Genomic DNA, 19,571 nt, shown 5'->3' on the forward strand with positions numbered 1-19,571 from the left:
AACTTGACGAACTTGCATTCTGTCTCCACATTGGTGGAAACAGGAGGTTGCCGTCATGGCCGTTTCAAAGCGCAGCAATCACAGCGTGACCCCGTCCCATGCGGGAGTCACGACAATGGCGTTCAGCACGAAGCTGCCTTCGCAGTCGGACTTCAAGAAGGTGCTACTCGAACGCTATCAGGAAGCAATCGCACGCAGCCGCAAGATCGGCCATCGAGTCTCGTTCCGGGTGGAAGTCGACCCGGCGGCCGGTGCCCAGACAATTACCCCGGTCGAGGAACAGACTGTTGCTTCGGATGAAGCGTTTCCCGTCGACGACATGGGCAAGCCTGACGACGAGCTTGAGGCGGCTCTTACCGCGGCGCGTGAGCGCGGCCGCAAACGTGTCGCCGAAATTGTCGCCGGCGATGACATGCTGAGCGCGGATGCCTTTGCCAAGCTGATCGGCACGTCGCGGGTGACGGTCAACGCCAAGCGGCAGAGCGGGCAGGTGCTCGGGATCGATGGTGCCAAGCGCGGTTTCCGCTTTCCCGTCTGGCAGCTCGACAAGCATGGCCGGCCGTTCGGTGCATTGCCGGCGCTCCATACGACGTTGGGCAGTAGTGCCTGGGCGGTCTACCGGTTTCTGGTGTCGCGTCACGGCGCGCTCGATGGGCGGACCGGCCTTCGAGCTCTCCAGCAGGGTGACAATGCCGCGGTGTTGGCACTGGCGGAAGGCATGGCCAGGGGCGATTTCGACTGAATGCCCGGCGTTCCACCTCCACCCGATTTCGGGCGTGCAAAGCTCGAAATCGAGACCATATCGCCAGGACGGACATTCGGCCGGATCTACTGGGGCACCTATCCCGATCCCCTCGGATACGGGAAGTCACCAAGCCGGTTCAGCGATCCGCGGCGCCGCGTTGATTGAGCACAGCCGATTGTCGTGTGCCTGGCCGCCGGTGAGGCCAAGGCGAACTGGCAAGCCGTTGGCATCGACTACGACATGGATCCTGAGGCAGGTCGCGCCATGGGGCCCCGGATCGCAAGACCCAGAAGATGCCATTGAGGACACGGCGGTCATTCACCCGTGGAACACCACGCGGCTTATTCGGCAGGAACGGCTTGATGGCCGACCACTCAAGATTGGCGAGTTCGTAGCGCATGATTCGAGGCTCCAGTTTGGGAACTTGAATCACGCGCCGGGCGCTATCATCAACCCGCCACGTCATCATGATAGACACCAATAGCCTGATCTTACTCCCGCTTTCGCGGAGCTACGGCCCGACAGAGCTGCATATGCTGTTGGACGCCTCGCGGTCGAAAGCGACCCAAAACAAACAATTGTATGCTAGGCTCGCGAGCCATCAAACGGACGGCGGGGGATAGCAATGTTGGAAACGGACAAGGTGTTTGCTGGCTCGATTCCGGAAAACTACGACCGCTATATGGTGCCGTTGATTTTCGAGCCGTTCGCCGCAGATCTTGCACAACGAGCAGCGTCCTTGTCGCCCAGGGCCGTTTTGGAAACCGCCGCAGGCACCGGGGTTGTCACCCGCGCATTGGCGCCAAAACTGTCCCCCGGCGCAAGCTATATCGTAACCGACCTCAACCAGCCGATGCTCGACTACGCCGCTTCGCGACAAGCTCCAGACAGCCGCATCAGATGGCGCCAGGCGGATGCCCTGGCGCTGCCGTTTGAAGATGCGGCCTTCGATCTCGTTTGCTGTCAGTTCGGCGCGATGTTCTTTCCCGACCGCTCGTCCGGCTACCGCGAAGCAAAGCGCGTCCTGAAGCCCGGAGGACGTTTTTTGTTCAACGTATGGGATCGCCTCGAGGAGAATGTATTTGCGGATGATGTAACGAATGCTCTCGCAAGGATTTTTCCCAACGACCCGCCGCGCTTTCTGGCACGAACGCCGCACGGTTACCACGATAAGGACCTGATCCGTCGCGAGCTGGAGGACGCAGGTTTCTCCGATGTGGTGATCGAGACGAGAGCCGAACAGAGCCGTGCCTCCTCGCCGCGCATTCCAGCCGTTGCTTATTGCCAGGGAACTGTGCTTCGCACCGAAATCGAGGCCAGAGGCGCGGGAGAACTGGAAGCTGCAACCGACTATGCCGCATCCGCGATTGCAGACAGACATGGCAGCGGCGAGGTTGCTGCCAAAATTCAGGCACACGTAATTGTGGCTGTGGTCTAGGTGTTGGAATATCCCGTTCCGGCACTTCGCGACATTCCGCTGCTACACAGCAATTGCGTTGCTTTCGGACTGAAACGGACATGAACCGAATTTATGAGTACGCGCCCTAGTTTTCGTCCACAAACACCAAACTATTGACGTCATTGCTTAAATAACGATTCTTAGCGAACGGCCTTGCGGCTTCAGGTGACTTTAGTCTCATACCATCGGCTCCAAGGTGCTGCCACGGCGGAGCCGACAACGTGACAGCCCTGAAGCTCTAAAACTCCTCCAGCGAGGTGTCAGGGTTGAGTATGCCTCTGCTAAGCTCCGGTCCTAAAACCGCGCTTCCGCAATCCAGTCCAGTGCTGCGGGGGTTCTAGACGAATCACGGTTGCGCAGAAGTTTCCGATGCTTAGAGGACAAATCCCTAGAATACCAAACAGGGAATTATCTCGACGACATCAGGGAATGATTGGGCTCGAACAGGGTTGCGGAGTTGCGGAGTTAGCGGAGTTTCGGATGAGCGGATGAGCGGATGATAAGCTAGCATTTTTGGTTGGGTGCCCTCCGGCGACCCAACTCCGTGGAAAATGGAAAGCTCATCGCACCATCCAAACCCCGGAGGCCACCTCAGCGCCGACTACCCTTGAAGCCTGCCCAGAGTTCACTGCTGCCGTTCTCGGCCTGGGCGGCCTTAACGCCGGGCGTGCCGGCAATCTCCAGAAATCGATAAGGCATGACAGACCTTTCGCGAGAAATCCGTCCGGCTATGCGCCTAGTGACGGCCGATGAAGCCGGCGGCGCGCGCGACATGAGCGTTCATATGGGTGCGCGCGGCCATCGACACCCATTCGCGGGCGATGGCGTCGGCAAGTTCCGGCTTGCCCTGCCTGACGCTGATATCGACCTGGCTGGCCAGGATCTCGACCTGGAGTGCGGTATAGGCGTCGGTGTCGCGGGCGCAGCGCCGGCGCGCTTCGGTCAGCCAGTCCATGGCAGGCGAGAGTTCGTCCGCTGCGGCATAAGTCAGCGCCATCGCACGGGCGACCGCGGCTTCCCAGCAGGGATCGCCAAGCTGGCAAGCCGTGGCGAAGGCATCCTCCAGCCCGGCGCGGAGCGCGGCCGGGTCCCGCTTCTGACGCAGCCTGGATTCGCCAAGCAGCGCCACCGGCCACGGACGGAAGGCAATCCAGCGCTGCTCCTCACTGAGGACAAGGCAGGCTTCGAGCCACGCATCGGCCTCGTCCAGCCGGTCTGCCGCCAGCAGCCCCCGGGCGCCAACGCCGAGCGACCAGATTTCACGGCGGCGGTTACCGGCCTTGCGGGCATGGTCCAGCGAGACCGCGAAATGCTCAAGGCCTTCGCCGACTTGGCCCCAGTCGACGAGGTTGAAGCCGATGACCCCGTGGACGCCGGCCAGGCTGTCATCGTCGACGGCGAGGCCAATCGCCTCCGACAGATAGGCAGCCGCAGCCGGGCGGCGCCCGGCCAGCGCCTCGACATAGCCGAGCTCGCGAAAGCCTGCCGCGGAGATGCTGGCGCTGCCCGACTGCCGCGCGAGTTCGGTGGATTGGCGCAGCAGAATCGCGCCTTCGTCGTCATAGCCCCTGACCGAGTGGACAAGAGCCGTGCCGAGTTCAAGCGTGGCCCTCGCCTGCAGGTGCCTATCCTTCAGCCTTTCCGCGTCGTTGACAGCGCGGCGCAGGCAATCGATACCGGCATCAACAGCACCGGCCGACAGTGCGGCAAGGCCGGACTGCATCAGCGAGTTCACGAAAACTTCCGGAGATATGCCTACTGGCGGTGAGGAAATGGTGCGGCGCGCTGCACTTCTGAGCGCCAGCGACGGCTTCTCGCCGAGCTCGACGAGGAAGACGTTCTCGGTCGCCTCGACATGGGCGAGCGCGGCATCATATCGTCCGGCCAGCGCAAGGCTCTTCACCAAGAGCACATGGGCGCCCTCGTTGAAGGCGTCGCCGCGGACGCCCAGTTCGGCGAGGCGGATGGCACGGTCGTAATCCTCAACGGAAATGGCGCGCATCGTTTCCTGCCGGATCCTCGCCTCAACGAGGCCCGAGATACGCTCGCGCTCGACCAGCAGCCAAGTCAAGAATTCGGAGCTGCACCGGGGTTCGATGCCGCCGAGCAGCCGGCCGGCCTGCTCGATTTCGAAGTCGTCGCGGTCGAGCTGCAAGACGTCGACCTCGACGTCATCAGGAAAATTGGCTTCGATCGGATCGCCCGACAGACAGTCCGAACAATTGAGCGCCTTGCGCAGCGACGCCAGGCACCAGCGGAGCGAGCCCAGCGGGTCGACTGTCTCGGGAAACAGTTCGGCGGCAATGATGCGCCGGTCAAGCGGCGTCTGCGCCAGCACCACGCGCACGAGCAGCGCCCAGGCCTGAAAGCCGCGCACAGACTGGCTAACCCCGTCGCCATCGAGAATGGCGGGGTCGCCGAGAAGTTTGATCCTGATGCCCATCGATTGCTCTTTCCGGCGTCCGTTGGCGCCGCCTTGCGCAATGAGCGTTTGACGAAGCGTGTGACTGGAATTCGTCACGGCCGTGGCGCCTTCCACATCCGGTACAACGCCTGACAGCAATGGTGAAGCGTCGTTTAACAAAAAGGAGCATGACGATGCCCACCTACATGATCGAACGGGACATACCGGGAGCCGACAAGCTAAGCGCCACCGAGCTCAGAGAAATCTCGACAAAGTCCAATGAAGCCGTGGCCGGCCTCGGCGAGCCCTATACCTGGATCACCAGCTACGTAGCCGGCGACAAGTTCTACTGCGTGCACGAGGCGGAAAGCGCCGACACTATCCGCCGGCATGCACGCGATGGCGGCTTTCCGGTCAATTCGGTGACCGAGGTGGCGGCGGTGATCGGCCCGTCGACGGCGCGCGGCGCCTGAGGCTGCGCCCGTCCGCAAGCATCAAATCAATGGAGATAGACATGAAAAGCAACATCCGCACCATCGGCACCGCCGCGATCCTGGCGTTCTCAGCCGGCGTCGTCGGTGCGCTTGCGCATGGCGACTTGGTCGCTGGCAACAACCCGCTGGCCGACAAAGTGCGCGCCGCAAACAACCGCTTCCGGGACGTTGCCGTGGCGAGGGCCGAGGGCTACGCGCCGGTCCCCTGCGCCAGCAACGCCAATGGCAGCGGCGCCATGGGCATCCACTTCGTCAACGCTGCCTATGTCGGCGACGACACGATCGACCTCGCCCGACCGGAGGCTGTGATGTACGAGCCGATGCCTGACGGGTCGCTGGCGCTGGTGGCTGTGGAATACATTACGTCGAACGGCCCGGCCTCGCTCGAAGGGCAGCTGCTCAGCTTCACCAGCGCGCCCAACCGCTATGGGCTCGGGCCGTTCTACGAGTTGCATGTCTGGGCCTGGAAGGTGAACCCGAGCGGCACATTCTCCGACATGAATCCCGACGTCTCCTGCGCCCTTGCCACCCAAGCGGCGCAGTAGCCAGGGAAGCGGCGCCCCTCGGGCGCCGCTTTTCGGCCGTGCAAACCTGGACTGGATTTACCATGACCGATACGAGTTTTGAGCGCCCAAAAGCCGAGAGCGAGGCATCACTGCCCAGGCTGAGGAGCGTTGCTGCATCGATGCTGGCCGGCGTGCGGCATGTGTTGGCCGTTCGCCGCGACCGCCGCCTGTTGCAGGCGTTGCCGGATTCCGTGCTCAAGGATACCGTCGCAAAGTGTTGCCCTACAAGAACCCCGAGGATTTCGAGTTGGTGACCAGCGGGAACACCCCTTCGATGACCGTGCGAGCCAACAGGGAGCGGGGTTCGCTGTGCTTGCTCGACTTTGGGTTGCCGTACTCGAATGGGCCAAGGCTCTTGGTCATGCCGGGACGACAATGCCAGCAGGTTAAGGAACCCTTCGCGCCGTCATCAGCGCTCGGCGTCCAGCGTCGGCTTGAGGCGCGGATAGGGCAAACGATCGGGCCTTCCCAACAGGGAGACGCGGACAGATCTCAATCTTTCGGTCGCGACCGAAAGTCCAAGGTCAGCAGCGACGACGGGACCGACTTCCGCCCCGCAGAGCTTTTCAACTGCGGGGCGAGCCGACTGTCAGCCGTCAGGCAGCAGGTTTGAAGCTAGATGCTATTTGGCCCGCCTTCTTCTGGGCAGCCATGAATTCGGCGCTTGTATAGGCCTGCACAGTTTTGAGGTTAGACACCGTTCCAGATGCGCCGGCAACCATAAGGGGCGCGATCATGTCGAGACCGTTGGCGCCTTCCACAATCATCAGGAAGTCATTGTCACCCGTTGTCAGGTAATAGGAAATCAATTTTCCACCCGACGCGTCCACAATGGACTTGGTCGCGGCTTCTCTATCAGATGGATTTGCGATCATCCCCTTCATGGCGGCAGCTGTGTAGCTTCCAGTTACAATAAATAGTGGCATATCGATTCCTCCCGAGTCCGGTTGAGCGCGTGCGATCATCCGATTTTTTGAGTTCACGCAAAATTTCGGAACGGGAAAAGGATAGCATCAAAAACCTGCCGCTCAAACGCCGGCCGCACGGCCGACAAACCGGCCAGCACCCATGCTCGCCATTCACTGCGAAGCCGACTTGAGAACGTGCAGCGACACATACGGCACATCTCCGACCACCCAGCTGTCATGAGGGGTGGTCGTAATGTGAAAGACTGTGCCCGGCAGCAGGTCGAGGTAGCCACCATCTTCGTATAGGACGGCGCCATGACCTGAAAGCACAGTTCCAGTGTGGGGCGCGTGACAAAGCTTCGTGCCGGCCAACGGGGCATTGTGGACAGACCATTTCCATCCCGGCTGGTATGTCGCACGCCCGAGCGTGACGCCGGCAATGTGGATTATTTCAAATCGTCCAAAGGGAAATTCCCGGACCTCATCCGGCCGATCGAATCCCTTCAACGCGCCCTCTGACATATTTGCCCGTCCTCCTAGTCAGCAAGATCGGATCTAGCCTCAGGACCTTCTGGTCCTCATGAGCATCGCCGAGGGCGCCCGAGCATCACTGCAACTTTACACCCCGGCTTTGAGGGCGCAATCTCCCAGGCTGAGACAACTGGCTCAGCCTACGGGGCTCTGCTCCGACGCCGCCAGTTCTTCGCGTTCTTGACGCCCCGGATGCAGCCGGCGGAGGGGGAACAGTGATGACCTTCTCTTACATCCACGTCATAGGCGGGCTTGTCTTAGCTATCGCGATCATCATGTCAGTCCTCTTCACCGCACCGAACCTGACTGCGGGCACACAGCGCTTGAGGCTGGGGGTGAAAGTTCTGTGTCATACAATTGTCGGCGCCGGCTTTGTCCTCTGTGCGGTCATGCTGGTCTGGGGTGTCATCACGCGCAGTGAAACCTTGATGTACACTTCCATGTTACCGCTCGCCATCGCGCTTCTCACGTCAAAGTTTATGCAGCGCAATGGCATGTAAGCTCGCTTGCGACCCCAGTTCTTGGCGCTCTTGACCGCTTCCACCACCTTGGCGACCAGTGCCGCGTCGGCAGCATTCCGGCCCTTGGTCGCGATGATGCGTCGGGCGCCTCAACGGCTCGGGTTCGCGCCTGCCATAGCATTGTCGGCCGGGCGCGGAGTCATTTCGGCTTGGCGTGGCGCATCCGTCCGGCGTCTCGCAAATGGTTCCGGCGGGGGCCTCTCGGTCTGTAGCGGTGGTCCGCTTGCCTCCAGTACTACCGTCGTCGCTGTTTCGATAATGCTGGCGGCCAACTCGTCCTCAAGTTTCGTCTCGGCCGTCGCCTGATCCCAGAGTGTTCGTGTACAGATTATATCTGCGGGCCGTAGTTGGAATCCATAGGCGAAGAAGGGAGCGTTTCGGCGAGCATCAGGCAGTGTCAGCGATGCAGTGAAGACCGAAAGCGCAGCGTCAGCGCGCGACGGTCCAGTTGACGGTACTCGGCAAATCGTCGCAGACTAAGTTACTGGAATCGAGGGCAAATTCCGAGCAAGAAATGATGGAGTGGGAGTAGGGGCGAATCCGGATGCTACACCGGCTCGGCGACGAACAGTCCACGCCGGAGCAAGCGACGTTCGATCGCCGGCAGCTTTTGCCGTGCGCGCGCAAGGGAGTCCGTGGCGGCTTGCGCGCCGACAAGCTCTTCAAGCTCGTTGGCGCTCGCTTCGTTCGCCTCGATCCATCGGCGCATGGACTCGGCGAACGCGGATGTCAGATCGGTATGCGAAATCAGCCGCCATCCGGTTCGCGACAGCATTGCCTCGTAGGGCGCTTCCGACTCAACGAACGGGGGACCTGCCGCGACAGCTTCCGCGTGATCGGTATCGGACAACTCGGCTGCGAGGTAGATCACCGTGAAGGCCATGCGCCCCGGGTCGCGTACGGCGCGGCGGCATTCTTTCAGCACACCCGCCTTGTCTGCGAGGCAGCAAAGAACGTCGGAGTGCGAGACGGCATCGAATTCCGCGTTGCCCACCGGCAATGCGGCACCGTCGGCTTGCATCACGATGCAACGATCGGCGAGGCCATCCCTTTCCGCGCGCTCTGACGCGACGCGAAGACCTTCGAGCGGAAGGTCTGTCAGCACGGCGCTGCAGCCGCTGAGTTTTGCGAGATAGAGGCTGGGCCAGCCTGCGCCTGCGCCGATTTCCAGCAGCCTCTTTCCCGGCGCGAGCGCCAGCAGTCGGCCCATGGTCTCAGCCTCATCCCGCGTCGTCCAGCTCGTGCCGCCGTAGTCGCAGCCGCAGACGCGCCGTTCGATCGACTGCATCACGCAAGACGTGACGTTCCGGTACGACGCCTCGAACTCATTGATCGTGGCCAGCTCGGCTTGCGTCTGCGCCATGGCGATCAGCGCGCCATCGGCGGCGCGCCCGCAAGCCCGCGTATCGCGTGAAAGATGACCATATCGGTGGCGGACTAGCCCTGGCCAGTTATCAGCTCGACATTGTTCTCCCCAGCATACTTCTTCGCAGCGTCTTCGATCGTCGCGAAGAAAGGAACCGGGAACTTCGTAATCGGGCCGACCTTCAACTTATCGGCAGCGAATGAGGGCGATGCGAGCGCGAATGCGAGCGCGCCGCTTCCGGGTGCCTCTGCTGTGGACGTTTCTGCCGCATCAGGGCAACTCCGACACGGGCCACCGCATCGCCCTGATGCGCCGCTATCTGGCATTGTTCGATTCCGCGTCGATCACGATGCTTTTGGCCGACCGGGAGTTCATCGGCGCAGAGTGGATGGATTTCCTCTGTGAAAACAAGATCAACTTCGTCATCCGCGTCAAGATCGACATGACCGTTACCTTGGACGACGGACGGACATGATCGTTTGCATCGCTTCTACGCAGAAAGCGCGCCAGAACCGCTCCGGCGATCGGCCAGGGGCGTCTCAACGGCACGCCGGCCCAGCAAAGCATGCGGTGCATTTCGCCGCAAAGCGGCTCAAGAGCGATGAATGGCTGATCGTCGTCACCAACCGGATGTCAGGCAGGCACTCAATGACTATCGCAAAAGATGGGCCATCGAATGCCTCTTCGGGGACGCCAAGACACGCGGCCTCAATCTCGAAGACACTGCGCATGTTTTTACCCCTAAATCGGCTCCGATTTAAGGGAAAATGCTAGCCGACAAAGACCGCCCAATCGGTGTTGCAATCACCCCCTAGCCTTTTCGATCCGGTTGGCCAATCGACCGGCTCACGCGGCCGGGCATTGCGTTTGAGTCTGATCAGGCGAGCAGCCACTTGTCGAACATGAATTCGTACACCTTGCCGTCGTTCTCGTTCGGATTCGAGTCGTTGTCGACGGCGCGATCGACGATGTAAAGGCTCATCTGGCTCGGATCCTCGCTGCTCGGCGCCAGCGCCAATCCCGCCGGTTTGCGCGCATCTGCCGCCGAGATATCCAGCGTCCCCAACAATTCCCCTGTCGGTGTCACCATGGACACCGCGGTGCGCGACGTAATGATGTAGAGCAGATCGCGGACCGAATCGTATTCGACGCAGGGATCCCCGTTTGTCAGCGAACCCATTGAAAAACTGGTCACTACGTCATCGCCGCCTACGGACGGCACGCCGTCGAATTTCCCGTTCACTCCCGGGTCGATGGTGTGAAGCTTCGCTGCGCCATCCGCGATGTACAGAACTCCGCGGTTGGTGTCATAGGCAATCCCTTCCGGGTCCGAACTACCGAACGCCGACGTCTTGAACGAGGTTACGATGTCATCGGACGTGTCGTAGAGTCCGTCCGACCCGGGGTTGAGTTCGTAGACGGCCTTCGTGCCCGTGTCGTCCGTGAAAAAGAGATGCCGATTGGCTGGATTGTAGGCAAGCCCACATGGCTCGTCGGAAAAGCCGATGGTGGTGAGCGGCCTTACCAGTTCGCCGCTCAGACTCATCTCAAAGAGATTCTTGCCCGTAAATATCGACATCTCATCGACTTCGCCATCGGAAACCAGCAGCGTGCCGAGATGCGAGATATAGGCGATCCCCGAAGGATCGGGGCTCGACGGTGACCACTGCGAGGTCAGGATCGTATGCACCAAGGTCACCGACGTCGGCAGCTGATTGTTCGTGCTGGTCGTGACGCTCACATTGAAACTCTCAGTGTCACTGCTTCCGTCGGAGGACGTTGCCGTCACGGTAAAGGTGATCGATGACTCGTTCTGGGCGTCGAGCGTGCCGGTGCCCGAGCGCGTGATGACGCCGTTGGTAGAGATGGAGAAGCGATTGTCGTTGAGGCTGTAGCTGACCGTCGAGCCGGCGTCGGGGTCCGTAGCCGATGCGGTGACGCCGACATTGGTGCCTTCCGCCGCGTCCTGGTTGATGCGATTGGTGTCAGGGTCGGCGTCGGCCGGGATGTTGAAGGCGACCGATTCCGGGCTGTCAAGAATGTTAAGGGTATAGCTCTGGGTTGCGCTGCTTCGGTCGGACGAGGTTGCCTTCACCGTGAGGGTGATCGAGGTCTCGGTCTCGAAATCGATGATGCCGGTGCCCGAGCGTGTGATGACGCCGGTGTTTGGGTCGATGGCAAAGCGCGGATCGTTGAGGCTGTAGGTGACCGTATAGCCGGCATCGGGATCGCTGGCCGAAGCCGCGATGCCGACTTGCGTCCCCGCGGCCGCAAGCTCGGCGATCTGATTGGCTGCGGCATCGGTGTCGGCCGGGGTGTTGAAGACGACCGGATCGCTGGACAGCGGCACGTAGTATTCGATGTGCAGCAGCGGCGCGCCTGCGGCGCTGCCCTCAAAGGATTCCGCCGTGCGTGTCCCGGTACCGGTGACCAGGAACACCATATCGTTGAATGCAGCCCAGCCCAACCGGTCGATGATCTCCTGGATAATCGTTGCAAGGTCCGGCGTGCGCTGGGCCGGGCCGGCCTCGCCGCCTATCGTCCAGTCCGCCGGTTCCCAAGCCACGGCTGCATCGGTCGTCAAGCGTGAGGAGACATTGAACTTGGCGGTGGTGAAGGCAGCCGCGTCGTCCGCATCCTCACCGCGGATCGACAGCGATACCGTCCCGGTCTTCACCTCGTCGGCCTGGAACTGGATATAGGCGCCGGTGATGATCGCGCCCGGCGGGATGTCGATGCCGGTGAAGCGGAGCCCGACCGTCTGGGCGCGACTGCCGTCGTAGCCCAGCTCCAGATCAGAAACATTGCTGGAAATCGACCCCGAAGCGCGTTCCTCGACGTCGTCCCCAGCGGCCGCCACTCTTGTCTCGAAGATTATCGGTGTGCTGCTGGTGGTGAGGGTGGTAGCGAGTGCGCTGTCGACGGCGATGCTGGTGACAGCGATGTTGGAAGAGGCCTCGCCGTCGTTCACCGCGACCTCGATCGTCCGGGTCTCGGCGCTGGGATCCTCGCTGGCGTTGTTGAACAGGGCCTGCCGCAGGGCGGCCTCATAGTCGGCGAGTGACGCCGATCCGGTGAGGATGATCGTGGTCGACGTGGAGGCCGGATCGATAGCGATGCCGGCGGGCAGATCAGCGCTGTTCACGATGAGCTCGTCCCCCGCTTGCGGGTTGGTGAGCGTGACAGTTGCGCCGCTTATATGTGTGTCGTCGCCGTCGCTGATGACGGCATCCGTGTCAGCAATCGCGACCGGCGCGCCACCTGCGGTGAATGTGACGTTATAGCCGGTGCCGTCTGCCGAGCCGTCCAAATCCAGCACCGGCGCCTCGTTTGGCGGCGAGTAGGCATAGTCAGCCGCCGTCTCCGCCGTGTTCCCCGCCGCGTCGGTGGCCGTGGCGCTGTAGGCGACGCTACCGCCTCCATAGCTGGTGTCCAGATACTCCCACAGACCGGAGGCGGTCGCCGTCACGATCCCGAGCAAGGTGCCGTCGCGATAGATATCGATACTGGCTCCCGCCTCGGCGGTGCCGACAAGTTGCAAGCCGCTCTCGGCCGGATTGATCGAGGTGATTTCCGGTGCGGCAGTGACGCTGTCGATCGTGATCTCGAACGGATCTGAGCCCTGCAGGTCGCTGCCTTCGCCAGTTTCGGCGGTGAAGCTATAGCTGTCTTCGGCAAGCTCAAGGGTCGTGAAACTCCAGGCGCCGCTCTCGTCAGACGTTGTCGTCCCCAGGAGGACGCCATCGGCATAAAGGCGCACCGCCACATTCGGATCGGCGCTTCCGATCAACGTGATCGACCTGTCACTGGTCAGCCGGTCTCCTTTGATGCCGGAATCGACGCTGAACTCTGTAATGACGGGACTAGCCATGTCGAATCTCCTTTACGCCCGTGGCTTTCCGGGTCTCGAGCGGGATGGGGGAAAGTGTGTGCGGTTTTCGCCCGCCGCATCCCGCTCTAACCTGTTGGGATCGACCCCCGGCCATCCGGGGAAGTCGCTTGCATGGTTCGTGGCCCAATCGTGCCAAACGCCGGAAGCGCCACCCGCAACAGTATTGAACCGGCTACCGTCGAAACGGATGCCAATTTTGGCTGCTGCCTCGGCGATCCGGGGGGCCGAGTGCGCTCTCCGCGCCTTGATCATGGTGATCCCAGGCGGGAAAATCGAGCTGCCGTTCCCGGTCGGCTCCGGATCACAGGCTGGGTTGTAGCCGTCCTTGCCGGTTTCGACGGTGAAGCGGTGGCTGCGATCAGCAGGCTCGGGACTGGCCAGGTTGAACTGTTCCATGGATAAAAGTTGACCGCGAAGACCGTGGCGGATCCGTTGCGCCTTGGAGCGACTTTTCGCCATGTCGAACGCTCGACATGAGCGCGCGGAAACGCGCCGCAGCCTATTTCCGCGCGTTCTTCAGTTTGTTCAGGGTGGATAGATAAGTTTGGAACTCGCTGCTAATCCCACCAGAAGCGGCGGGTCCTGTCGATAATTCAGGTGCTCTTTCGTGAATCGGCGTAGGACGCGAGCACTCGCGGTAGTAGACCGCTTGTCTTGGAAGAGCCTCGTGCCGACAGGCGATATGTCTCTTCTTGGCAAGCTACCGCACTCGCGGTGAACTGTTTCCACTCATCCCGTTGCTGCGAACGCCGCCCCGGCGTCATATCCTCAATGAACGACACAACTACAACGTTTTTGCTCCAGCTATGATAATACCAGCTTGGCGTACCTCAAACAACGTGCGAATCCGCATTGCATTTGTCAGGACATGTCGCCGAAGCGCTATGTTCCGGGCCGCCGGCCTCCGAAGCAGGAGTAGACATGAACCCGACGGGATTTCGCGCGCTGAAGGTTTGTCGCCTTCCTTCGATAATCTCCAGGTCGTGGATGGCTGACATGGCCGCGTGGAGTCGACCCTCCATCGACTCAAGCCGTAGGGCGAACGGCGGCTCTGGAGAAGCGCCAGGAAGATCCGGAACTGGCGCGGCCGAGACGGCCGGCACATGGGCTCGGATTATACCGCGATGGAGCGTTCTACGTCTCAATCGGGTGGCAAGCGGAAAAGCAGCCATCAATCTCCAATTACCGGATTGTTCCCGCATAGCTGGCATTGCTCGAGCCGCTTTTTACGGCGAGTTGCTCCCGCTGCCATGGGACTGCAATGCTCTCAAAGAGGCTCATCGTCGGAAAGCGGACGTGATAATCTGAAGCCACATGCTTTTCGCGGCGGCTAGCGCCCAGTGGAGAGAGGGCACATCAAAAATGAGCGGCGGGCTGGAATTTGACGAAGAGACCAGCCGAAAGGTCGAAGCGCTCTATTTGACTCCCGACGTGGTCGAACAGCGGTGCCAAGTGCTGAAGGCACTGCAGCTGAGGGAGGGCGAACGGATTCTCGACATCGGTTCTGGCCCCGGACTCCTGGCTTATGACATGGCAGCTTCCGTCGGGCCCGACGGCCGTGTGTGCGGTATCGACATCAGCGACGACATGCTGGCCATGTCCAGAAAACGTTGCGCCAATCGGCCTTGGGCCGAATTCCTGCGGGCGGAGGCAACCAAACTGCCCTATCCGGACGATGATTTCGATGCTGCCGTATCAACTCAGGTCTACGAATATGTTGCCGATATTCCGGCAGCGCTCGCGGAGCTTTACCGGGTAACGCGCCCGGGCGGTCGCGTGGTTGCTCTGGATACGGACTACGATTCGTTGGTAATTTACACGGGCGATCAGCCGCGCATGGAGCGGGTGCTTTCGGCTTGGGACGAACATTTTGTACACGGCGGGCTACCCCGGACCTTGTCGGGGCAGCTCCGCGACGCCGGGTTCACGATTCGACAACGCGATGTGATTCCGATGTTCAATCCCGAGTACCACGACAATACCTACGCCAGACGCATGCTGGCTATCATGGCGTCCTTTGTAGTCGGGCGCAGAGGCGTGTCCCAGGAGGAAGCAAACGCTTGGCTTGCTGAGTTTTCTGAACTTGGCAAGCAGGGAAAGTTCTTCTTCAGCCTCAATCGGTACCTTTTTGTCGCGGACAAGGTTGCGGTTACATGACCGGTGATGTTCAGTGGAATCAATGTCGCGTTAGCGGTCAACTTCCGTCGTACCCTGCTCGATCGCGGATGGCCGGATTGGGTCAACTCAAGCGCGAACGGCGGCTCTGGAGAAGCGCCAGGAAGGTCGGCAATTGGCGCACGTGGTCGGGTTGGTGCGTTCAGACTTCAGATTGCCTGATGAGGCTCGGGAAAGTCCCGCCGGGTGAACTTTGCCGTCTGGGCCGGATTACCGGAACGGGCAGTGAGCGCACAGAAGCGGACGTCCTGTTAGAGCGAACTGAATCTGCCTGTCTATGGTCCTCAAAAAGTGGCGTCGATCTGAGCAGCGACCAATCTTTGTAGGCGCCACAAATAACGGTCTCGAATACCGCGCTTTTCCAGGTGGAAAACGGGGTTGTAGAGGTATTCGGCTCCGGACCCCCAGTGTCCACAGGCCCTTACATGTCGATCAAGAGATTCTTCGTTCCCACTATTCCGACGTTCCAGGCAACGTGGACTATGTCTGGGGGCGGTGGCGTCCCGCCGACCTCGACGAACTCATAAAGACCTGGCCAGCGCGTTCGGGAGCCAAGCCGGAGATTGATGGCGCAGTCTGGTGGCAGCCGAGTCTCGACGAACTCAGGGTTGCGCGAAAGTCGGCTCGCAGACTGGAGAGACGGCGCAGCCGGCTGTGAAGCCTAATTGCCGCCGTTCAGGCTCTTCTCGATCTGCCCGGCTGAGGCCAGGATGTCGTCAAAGCTCGGCGGAGTGCCGAAGATCATGGCGGTGGTGTTCTCGTAGTCCCGGGCCAACGCGTCCACCATCTCGGGTATCGGCGTGATCGCGAAGCTGCCCGTTACGGCCGAGGCGAGATCATAGTCCGGACGATCGAAAAACATGCGCGCGTGGCGCACGCAATCGGCGCCAAGATCGAGGTCGGCGAGCGCAGCCTTGCCGGCTTCCGACTGCATGAGACAGTGCAGGTCATAGTAGTGCCGTGAAACCCGCTGCCCTGCCTGCCGCAGTTCGCCGCGCCGCTCATACCAGCGGCGCAGTCCGTGAGCGATCACCACCTTATCCCAGAACGTCCGCGTCGCCTTGATCGTGGTGACTTCCGGTACGGCGAGATCAAACCCTGCTGCTTCCCCGGCGACGTAGGGGGTAATCGTGAGGGGACCGTGGGGATCGAGCGCCGATTTTGCCCCGGATTCGAGACGTATCGCCGGTCGGACATAGGCTCCGTCGCGCGGTTCCACCTCAGGATACCAAAGCAGCAGGGTTTGCCCGTCGGGATCGGCTTCGTCGATCTCCACGCGGCCGGTCCCGTTGATCACGTCCGCCAATTGAGCAGCGAGGAAGTCTCGCAGCGGGCCCGTGATGTAGGCGCGACATGCGTCCCGGATGGCGTCGAGTTTGGCGCGGCGCTTCTTGTTCGACAGCGCCTCGAGTTCTTCGACAGCGGCAGGCTCTTCGAGATCGTCTCGGAACACGGTGACGTCGATGTCCTCGGAGAAGCGCTTGATGAGGTCATAGCCCTTCGACAGCGACGTACCGCCCTTGAACAGCAGCCGCGGCTCTCCCGCAGGCCGTTCGTGATAGAGCGCATTGAGCGCCCAGCAGACCCAGAAATCCTTTTCTATATTGCCGACCGGGGCACCAATGCGATTGGCCGTGGCGAGGAACAGATCGAGCCGGTCACGTGGCGGCGCGGCAATAATCTGACGGTAGGCATAGGTACTCATGGCTTGCCCTCGAGCCCAGCGCTCGGGCTGAGCAGTTGGCGCAGGAACTCCTGCATCCAGATCGGCACGGCGGGGAGACCGGCGCGCAGATCCTCGCGGATCGCCTCACCGTGTTTGGGGTCGGCAAACAGGCGACGCAGCGTTGTCTCAATGCGCTTGCGTTCTTCCGGCTTGGTGAGCATGTCCTGTAGCCAATGCAGAGCCTGGACGACTCGCATTCCTGGCCGGTCCGCCCAATAGAGGCGGCTCGGGGCCGCGTACTTGAAGTGGATTTCCTGGCTACCGAGCTTGATCGGCTTCAGCCGGGCATCGACCAGCACCTCAATCCGCGCTGGGACCGCAGTGGTGAGGCCGAGATCGTTGGCGGCCGTCATGCCGTCGATGACGGTGCGCGCGTTGTCGCGACGCGTCACGGCACGGATCACGGCGCGATAGTCCGGCACGGTGGCCCGGCCGGTCAGACTGTTTGTCCGCGGTCGATCGTAGAGCCCCCGGTCAATGCGACGCAGCTCGCCGCTTGCCGCCAGGCGCTGCAGGCTCTTATCCACCGCCGCCCGACCGCCCAGGTTAGCGAAGTCGGCCGGCGTCCAGACCTCGTCGGGTTTCGCTTCGATCCGCGCCAGCACGCGCGAGCGGATGTCGGTATCGAGGTCAGCTGTCATGTCCGAAATATGCGACAAATTTCGGACCGAGGCAAGGAGAAGTCCGAAGAATGCTACAAATTTCGGACAACGCTTTGGCCCGCGCCTCAACCGAAACGACGTTCACTTTTTGTGCTTCGAAAGTCGCATAAAAGGCAGTCTGGAACTCAACAGCGGACCTATGGGCTGCTTCCTGATCCATCACCAACCTGCCGAAGGAGAGATCTGACCAAAAACGGACTCTGCGAGACGTTTCGCCAGCCGGCTCCCAGTCGCCTATTGGCAAACTGGTCGAACGGCCTCGAACCTGAGACGGCCCCTGCAGCTCCCAACATATCCAAGATTCGCTCTTATTCAGGCGCTTTCGTCCAGCCAGACGTTTTCGAAATTCTGTTCGAACGTCGGATGGATGCCGTAGTTCTTTACCGACTTCGTCGAGTGATTGTAGATCTTGCGCCAGTAGGGCTGGATGATGACGCCGGACTCCTGCAGGATCTTCTCGATGTCGACCATCAGTTCGCGCCTCTTGTCGATGTCGGCGACGGTCAGCGCCTTGGCGATCTTTTCATCGAGTTCCTTGTTGGAATAGGCGGATTCGTTCCACGATTCGCCGGTGCGATAGGCGAGCGCGATGACCTGCACGCCGAGCGGGCGCATGTTCCAGTTGGTCATCGAGAAGGGATATTTCGTCCAGTCGTTCCAGAAGGTGGAGCCCGGCAGGACGGTCCGCTTGACCTTGAACCCGGCTTCGCGGAGCTGGGCTGCGATCGAATCGGCGGTGTTCTTGTGCCAGTCCTGGTCGAGCCCGATCAGTTCGTGTTCGAAGTCCATCTGCCCAGCCTCCGTCATCAATGCCTTGGCCTTGGCGATGTCGCGCGACACTTTCGGCAACTTGGCATATTCGGGATGGATGGCGCAGACGTGATGATTTTCGCCGAGCGTGCCGGTATCCCCATAGCCAAGCTTCAGCACGGTCGCATTGTCGACGGCGAGCTGGATGGCCTGGCGCACCTTCTGGTCGTCGTAAGGCTTGTTGTTGACGTTGGTGCGCGCCACGATGGTGTTGGCAGTCACCACCTCGTGCTTGACCAGCCCTATCTTGTCGAGGATGTCGACATAGTCCGCCGTGGTCTCGTAGTTGGTGTTGACCTCGCCGGATTCGAAGGCGCTGATCATGGCGTTGGCCTCGGTGCCGTAGTCGATGAATTCGATACCGTCGAGATGGGCTTCGCCGCCCCACCACTTGCCATTCACCCGGCGCTTCAGCACGACTTTCGAGCCGACATCGTAGGACACCAGTTCGAAAGGTCCGGTGCCGATCGGGTGGGCGACGAAATTGCTGCCCATTTTCTCGTAGTCGCGGTGCACGATCAGCGCCGGATAGTCGGAGAAGCCGGCGATGATCGAGATGTCGGAGGCCGGCAGCTTGAGCTTGATCGTGTAGTCGTCGACCTTGGTGATGGCGCCTTCTAGCGGCTTGCCTGTCTTGGCGTCGATGAGCGCGCCCATGCGCGCCGCCATCGAATTGCCCTCGGCCGACTTGTCGCACCAACGCGTCAGGTTGAAGACCACGTCATCGGCGTTGAAATCGTCGCCATTGTTCCATTTGACGCCCTGGCGCACCTTCAGCGTGTATTCCGTGGCGTCGTCGTTGATTTCCCAGCTTTCGAGCAGGATCGGCTTGAAGGTGAATTCGTTGGTGTATTTGACCAGCGGCTCGAGCGTCTGCCGAGTGACATTGGCCATTTCGGACCAGTCATAGGTCCGCGGATCCTTCTGTTCCTTGACGCTGGTTGCGACTTTCAGCACGCCGCCCTTTTTCGGCTCCTCGGCCCGCGCAACCGTCGGCGCGGCGAGGCCAAGCATTGCGTAAGCCGCGGCTGTCGTAGCGCCGAAAGCGCTGGCGATCGCCAGAAACTCACGACGGTCGACCGTGCCTGCCTTGGCGCTCTCGGCCATTGCCTCGACGAAATCGGGAATGCGGCCGCCATCGTTCTTGAGCATTGTCATCAAACTCTCCCCTTGGTTTCCGTCCCGGACGCGCTGTTGCTTGCAGCGGCTCTTGGCCGCATCGTAGACTTTGGCCAGCGCGATGGGATCGAAAAGAATTCAGCACCGGCTGAGAATAATTCCAGTTTGATGTGACGATCGCCCTCGCTCGCGC

General features: G+C 61.1%; 16 protein-coding genes and 2 pseudogenes. 7 read left to right on the forward strand and 11 right to left on the reverse strand.

The window, feature by feature from the left end; all coding sequences use genetic code 11:
- The first annotated feature begins 55 nt into the window (after positions 1–55).
- The gene (locus tag ACSQ3Z_RS33875; protein ID WP_436175490.1) at positions 56–742 is read left to right on the forward strand and encodes an XRE family transcriptional regulator; all 687 of its coding nucleotides are present in this window, start codon (positions 56–58) and stop codon (positions 740–742) included.
- 250 nt (positions 743–992) lie between these two features.
- Here the strand turns inward: ACSQ3Z_RS33875 and ACSQ3Z_RS33880 are convergent.
- Positions 993–1,145 (reverse strand): annotated as a pseudogene (locus tag ACSQ3Z_RS33880) (transposase); the annotation flags it as partial.
- Positions 1,146–1,370: 225 nt separating this feature from the next.
- Here ACSQ3Z_RS33880 and ACSQ3Z_RS33885 point away from each other — a divergent pair.
- Positions 1,371–2,183: a class I SAM-dependent methyltransferase gene (locus tag ACSQ3Z_RS33885; protein ID WP_436175491.1), complete on the forward strand. Its 813-nt coding sequence runs from the start codon at positions 1,371–1,373 to the stop codon at positions 2,181–2,183.
- 757 nt (positions 2,184–2,940) lie between these two features.
- Here ACSQ3Z_RS33885 and ACSQ3Z_RS33890 read toward each other — a convergent pair.
- Positions 2,941–4,647: a hypothetical protein gene (locus ACSQ3Z_RS33890; RefSeq protein WP_436175492.1), complete on the reverse strand. Its 1,707-nt coding sequence runs from the start codon at positions 4,645–4,647 to the stop codon at positions 2,941–2,943.
- A 155-nt stretch (positions 4,648–4,802) separates the two neighbouring features.
- On the opposite strand from ACSQ3Z_RS33890, the gene ACSQ3Z_RS33895 reads away from it, so the two are divergent.
- Together ACSQ3Z_RS33895 and ACSQ3Z_RS33900 are read left to right on the forward strand one after the other, a co-directional pair.
- Positions 4,803–5,081 (forward strand): DUF4242 domain-containing protein, encoded by a 279-nt coding sequence (locus tag ACSQ3Z_RS33895; RefSeq protein ID WP_436175493.1) that lies wholly within the window; start codon positions 4,803–4,805, stop codon positions 5,079–5,081.
- A gap of 41 nt (positions 5,082–5,122) precedes the next feature.
- Positions 5,123–5,647: a hypothetical protein gene (locus ACSQ3Z_RS33900; protein ID WP_436175494.1), complete on the forward strand. Its 525-nt coding sequence runs from the start codon at positions 5,123–5,125 to the stop codon at positions 5,645–5,647.
- A 617-nt stretch (positions 5,648–6,264) separates the two neighbouring features.
- Here ACSQ3Z_RS33900 and ACSQ3Z_RS33905 read toward each other — a convergent pair.
- Positions 6,265–6,651: a GYD domain-containing protein gene (locus ACSQ3Z_RS33905; protein WP_436175495.1), complete on the reverse strand. Its 387-nt coding sequence runs from the start codon at positions 6,649–6,651 to the stop codon at positions 6,265–6,267.
- A gap of 96 nt (positions 6,652–6,747) precedes the next feature.
- Positions 6,748–7,098, reverse strand: coding sequence for a cupin domain-containing protein (locus tag ACSQ3Z_RS33910; RefSeq protein WP_436175496.1), 351 nt, complete (start codon positions 7,096–7,098; stop codon positions 6,748–6,750).
- Between the two features lie 227 nt (positions 7,099–7,325).
- On the opposite strand from ACSQ3Z_RS33910, the gene ACSQ3Z_RS33915 reads away from it, so the two are divergent.
- The gene (locus tag ACSQ3Z_RS33915) at positions 7,326–7,607 is read left to right on the forward strand and encodes a hypothetical protein (protein WP_436175497.1); all 282 of its coding nucleotides are present in this window, start codon (positions 7,326–7,328) and stop codon (positions 7,605–7,607) included.
- Positions 7,608–8,175: 568 nt separating this feature from the next.
- On the opposite strand, the gene ACSQ3Z_RS33920 is transcribed toward ACSQ3Z_RS33915, so the two are convergent.
- Positions 8,176–8,991: a class I SAM-dependent methyltransferase gene (locus ACSQ3Z_RS33920; protein ID WP_436175498.1), complete on the reverse strand. Its 816-nt coding sequence runs from the start codon at positions 8,989–8,991 to the stop codon at positions 8,176–8,178.
- A 223-nt stretch (positions 8,992–9,214) separates the two neighbouring features.
- On the opposite strand from ACSQ3Z_RS33920, the gene ACSQ3Z_RS33925 reads away from it, so the two are divergent.
- Positions 9,215–9,469 (forward strand): transposase, encoded by a 255-nt coding sequence (locus ACSQ3Z_RS33925; RefSeq protein WP_436175499.1) that lies wholly within the window; start codon positions 9,215–9,217, stop codon positions 9,467–9,469.
- A 402-nt stretch (positions 9,470–9,871) separates the two neighbouring features.
- On the opposite strand, the gene ACSQ3Z_RS33930 is transcribed toward ACSQ3Z_RS33925, so the two are convergent.
- Both ACSQ3Z_RS33930 and ACSQ3Z_RS33935 read right to left on the reverse strand, forming a co-directional pair.
- Positions 9,872–12,784, reverse strand: coding sequence for an Ig-like domain-containing protein (locus tag ACSQ3Z_RS33930; RefSeq protein WP_436175500.1), 2,913 nt, complete (start codon positions 12,782–12,784; stop codon positions 9,872–9,874).
- 93 nt (positions 12,785–12,877) lie between these two features.
- Positions 12,878–13,345, reverse strand: coding sequence for a hypothetical protein (locus ACSQ3Z_RS33935; RefSeq protein ID WP_436175501.1), 468 nt, complete (start codon positions 13,343–13,345; stop codon positions 12,878–12,880).
- A 903-nt stretch (positions 13,346–14,248) separates the two neighbouring features.
- Between ACSQ3Z_RS33935 and ACSQ3Z_RS33940 the strand changes: the two genes are divergently transcribed.
- The gene (locus tag ACSQ3Z_RS33940) at positions 14,249–15,043 is read left to right on the forward strand and encodes a methyltransferase domain-containing protein (RefSeq protein ID WP_258118459.1); all 795 of its coding nucleotides are present in this window, start codon (positions 14,249–14,251) and stop codon (positions 15,041–15,043) included.
- A 302-nt stretch (positions 15,044–15,345) separates the two neighbouring features.
- On the opposite strand, the pseudogene ACSQ3Z_RS33945 reads toward ACSQ3Z_RS33940, so the two are convergent.
- From ACSQ3Z_RS33945 to ACSQ3Z_RS33960, 4 genes and pseudogenes are all read right to left on the reverse strand, one after another.
- A pseudogene (locus ACSQ3Z_RS33945) lies at positions 15,346–15,483 on the reverse strand (gamma-glutamylcyclotransferase); the annotation flags it as partial.
- A gap of 239 nt (positions 15,484–15,722) precedes the next feature.
- Positions 15,723–16,766: a nucleotidyl transferase AbiEii/AbiGii toxin family protein gene (locus tag ACSQ3Z_RS33950; RefSeq protein ID WP_436175502.1), complete on the reverse strand. Its 1,044-nt coding sequence runs from the start codon at positions 16,764–16,766 to the stop codon at positions 15,723–15,725.
- Positions 16,763–17,428: a DUF6088 family protein gene (locus tag ACSQ3Z_RS33955; protein ID WP_436175503.1), complete on the reverse strand. Its 666-nt coding sequence runs from the start codon at positions 17,426–17,428 to the stop codon at positions 16,763–16,765. The genes ACSQ3Z_RS33950 and ACSQ3Z_RS33955 overlap by 4 nt, the downstream gene beginning before the upstream one ends.
- 333 nt (positions 17,429–17,761) lie before the next feature.
- Positions 17,762–19,417: an ABC transporter substrate-binding protein gene (locus ACSQ3Z_RS33960; protein ID WP_436175504.1), complete on the reverse strand. Its 1,656-nt coding sequence runs from the start codon at positions 19,415–19,417 to the stop codon at positions 17,762–17,764.
- Positions 19,418–19,571 lie beyond the last annotated feature (154 nt).

This window comes from Mesorhizobium sp. LjNodule214 (genome assembly GCF_964252735.1).
Taxonomy (GTDB): domain Bacteria; phylum Pseudomonadota; class Alphaproteobacteria; order Rhizobiales; family Rhizobiaceae; genus Mesorhizobium.

Bases quoted from the DNA above. Each gene is read 5' to 3' on its own strand.
- ACSQ3Z_RS33960 (WP_436175504.1), bottom strand. From the start codon at position 19,417: ATGACAATGCTCAAGAACGATGGCGGCCGCATTCCCGATTTCGTCGAG.
- ACSQ3Z_RS33885 (WP_436175491.1), top strand. From the start codon at position 1,371: ATGTTGGAAACGGACAAGGTGTTTGCTGGCTCGATTCCGGAAAACTAC.
- ACSQ3Z_RS33915 (WP_436175497.1), top strand. From the start codon at position 7,326: ATGACCTTCTCTTACATCCACGTCATAGGCGGGCTTGTCTTAGCTATC.
- ACSQ3Z_RS33875 (WP_436175490.1), top strand. From the start codon at position 56: ATGGCCGTTTCAAAGCGCAGCAATCACAGCGTGACCCCGTCCCATGCG.
- ACSQ3Z_RS33935 (WP_436175501.1), bottom strand. From the start codon at position 13,345: ATGGCGAAAAGTCGCTCCAAGGCGCAACGGATCCGCCACGGTCTTCGC.
- ACSQ3Z_RS33910 (WP_436175496.1), bottom strand. From the start codon at position 7,098: ATGTCAGAGGGCGCGTTGAAGGGATTCGATCGGCCGGATGAGGTCCGG.
- ACSQ3Z_RS33890 (WP_436175492.1), bottom strand. From the start codon at position 4,647: ATGGGCATCAGGATCAAACTTCTCGGCGACCCCGCCATTCTCGATGGC.
- ACSQ3Z_RS33925 (WP_436175499.1), top strand. From the start codon at position 9,215: ATGCGAGCGCGCCGCTTCCGGGTGCCTCTGCTGTGGACGTTTCTGCCG.
- ACSQ3Z_RS33900 (WP_436175494.1), top strand. From the start codon at position 5,123: ATGAAAAGCAACATCCGCACCATCGGCACCGCCGCGATCCTGGCGTTC.
- ACSQ3Z_RS33955 (WP_436175503.1), bottom strand. From the start codon at position 17,428: ATGACAGCTGACCTCGATACCGACATCCGCTCGCGCGTGCTGGCGCGG.
- ACSQ3Z_RS33920 (WP_436175498.1), bottom strand. From the start codon at position 8,991: ATGGCGCAGACGCAAGCCGAGCTGGCCACGATCAATGAGTTCGAGGCG.
- ACSQ3Z_RS33940 (WP_258118459.1), top strand. From the start codon at position 14,249: ATGAGCGGCGGGCTGGAATTTGACGAAGAGACCAGCCGAAAGGTCGAA.
- ACSQ3Z_RS33895 (WP_436175493.1), top strand. From the start codon at position 4,803: ATGCCCACCTACATGATCGAACGGGACATACCGGGAGCCGACAAGCTA.
- ACSQ3Z_RS33950 (WP_436175502.1), bottom strand. From the start codon at position 16,766: ATGAGTACCTATGCCTACCGTCAGATTATTGCCGCGCCGCCACGTGAC.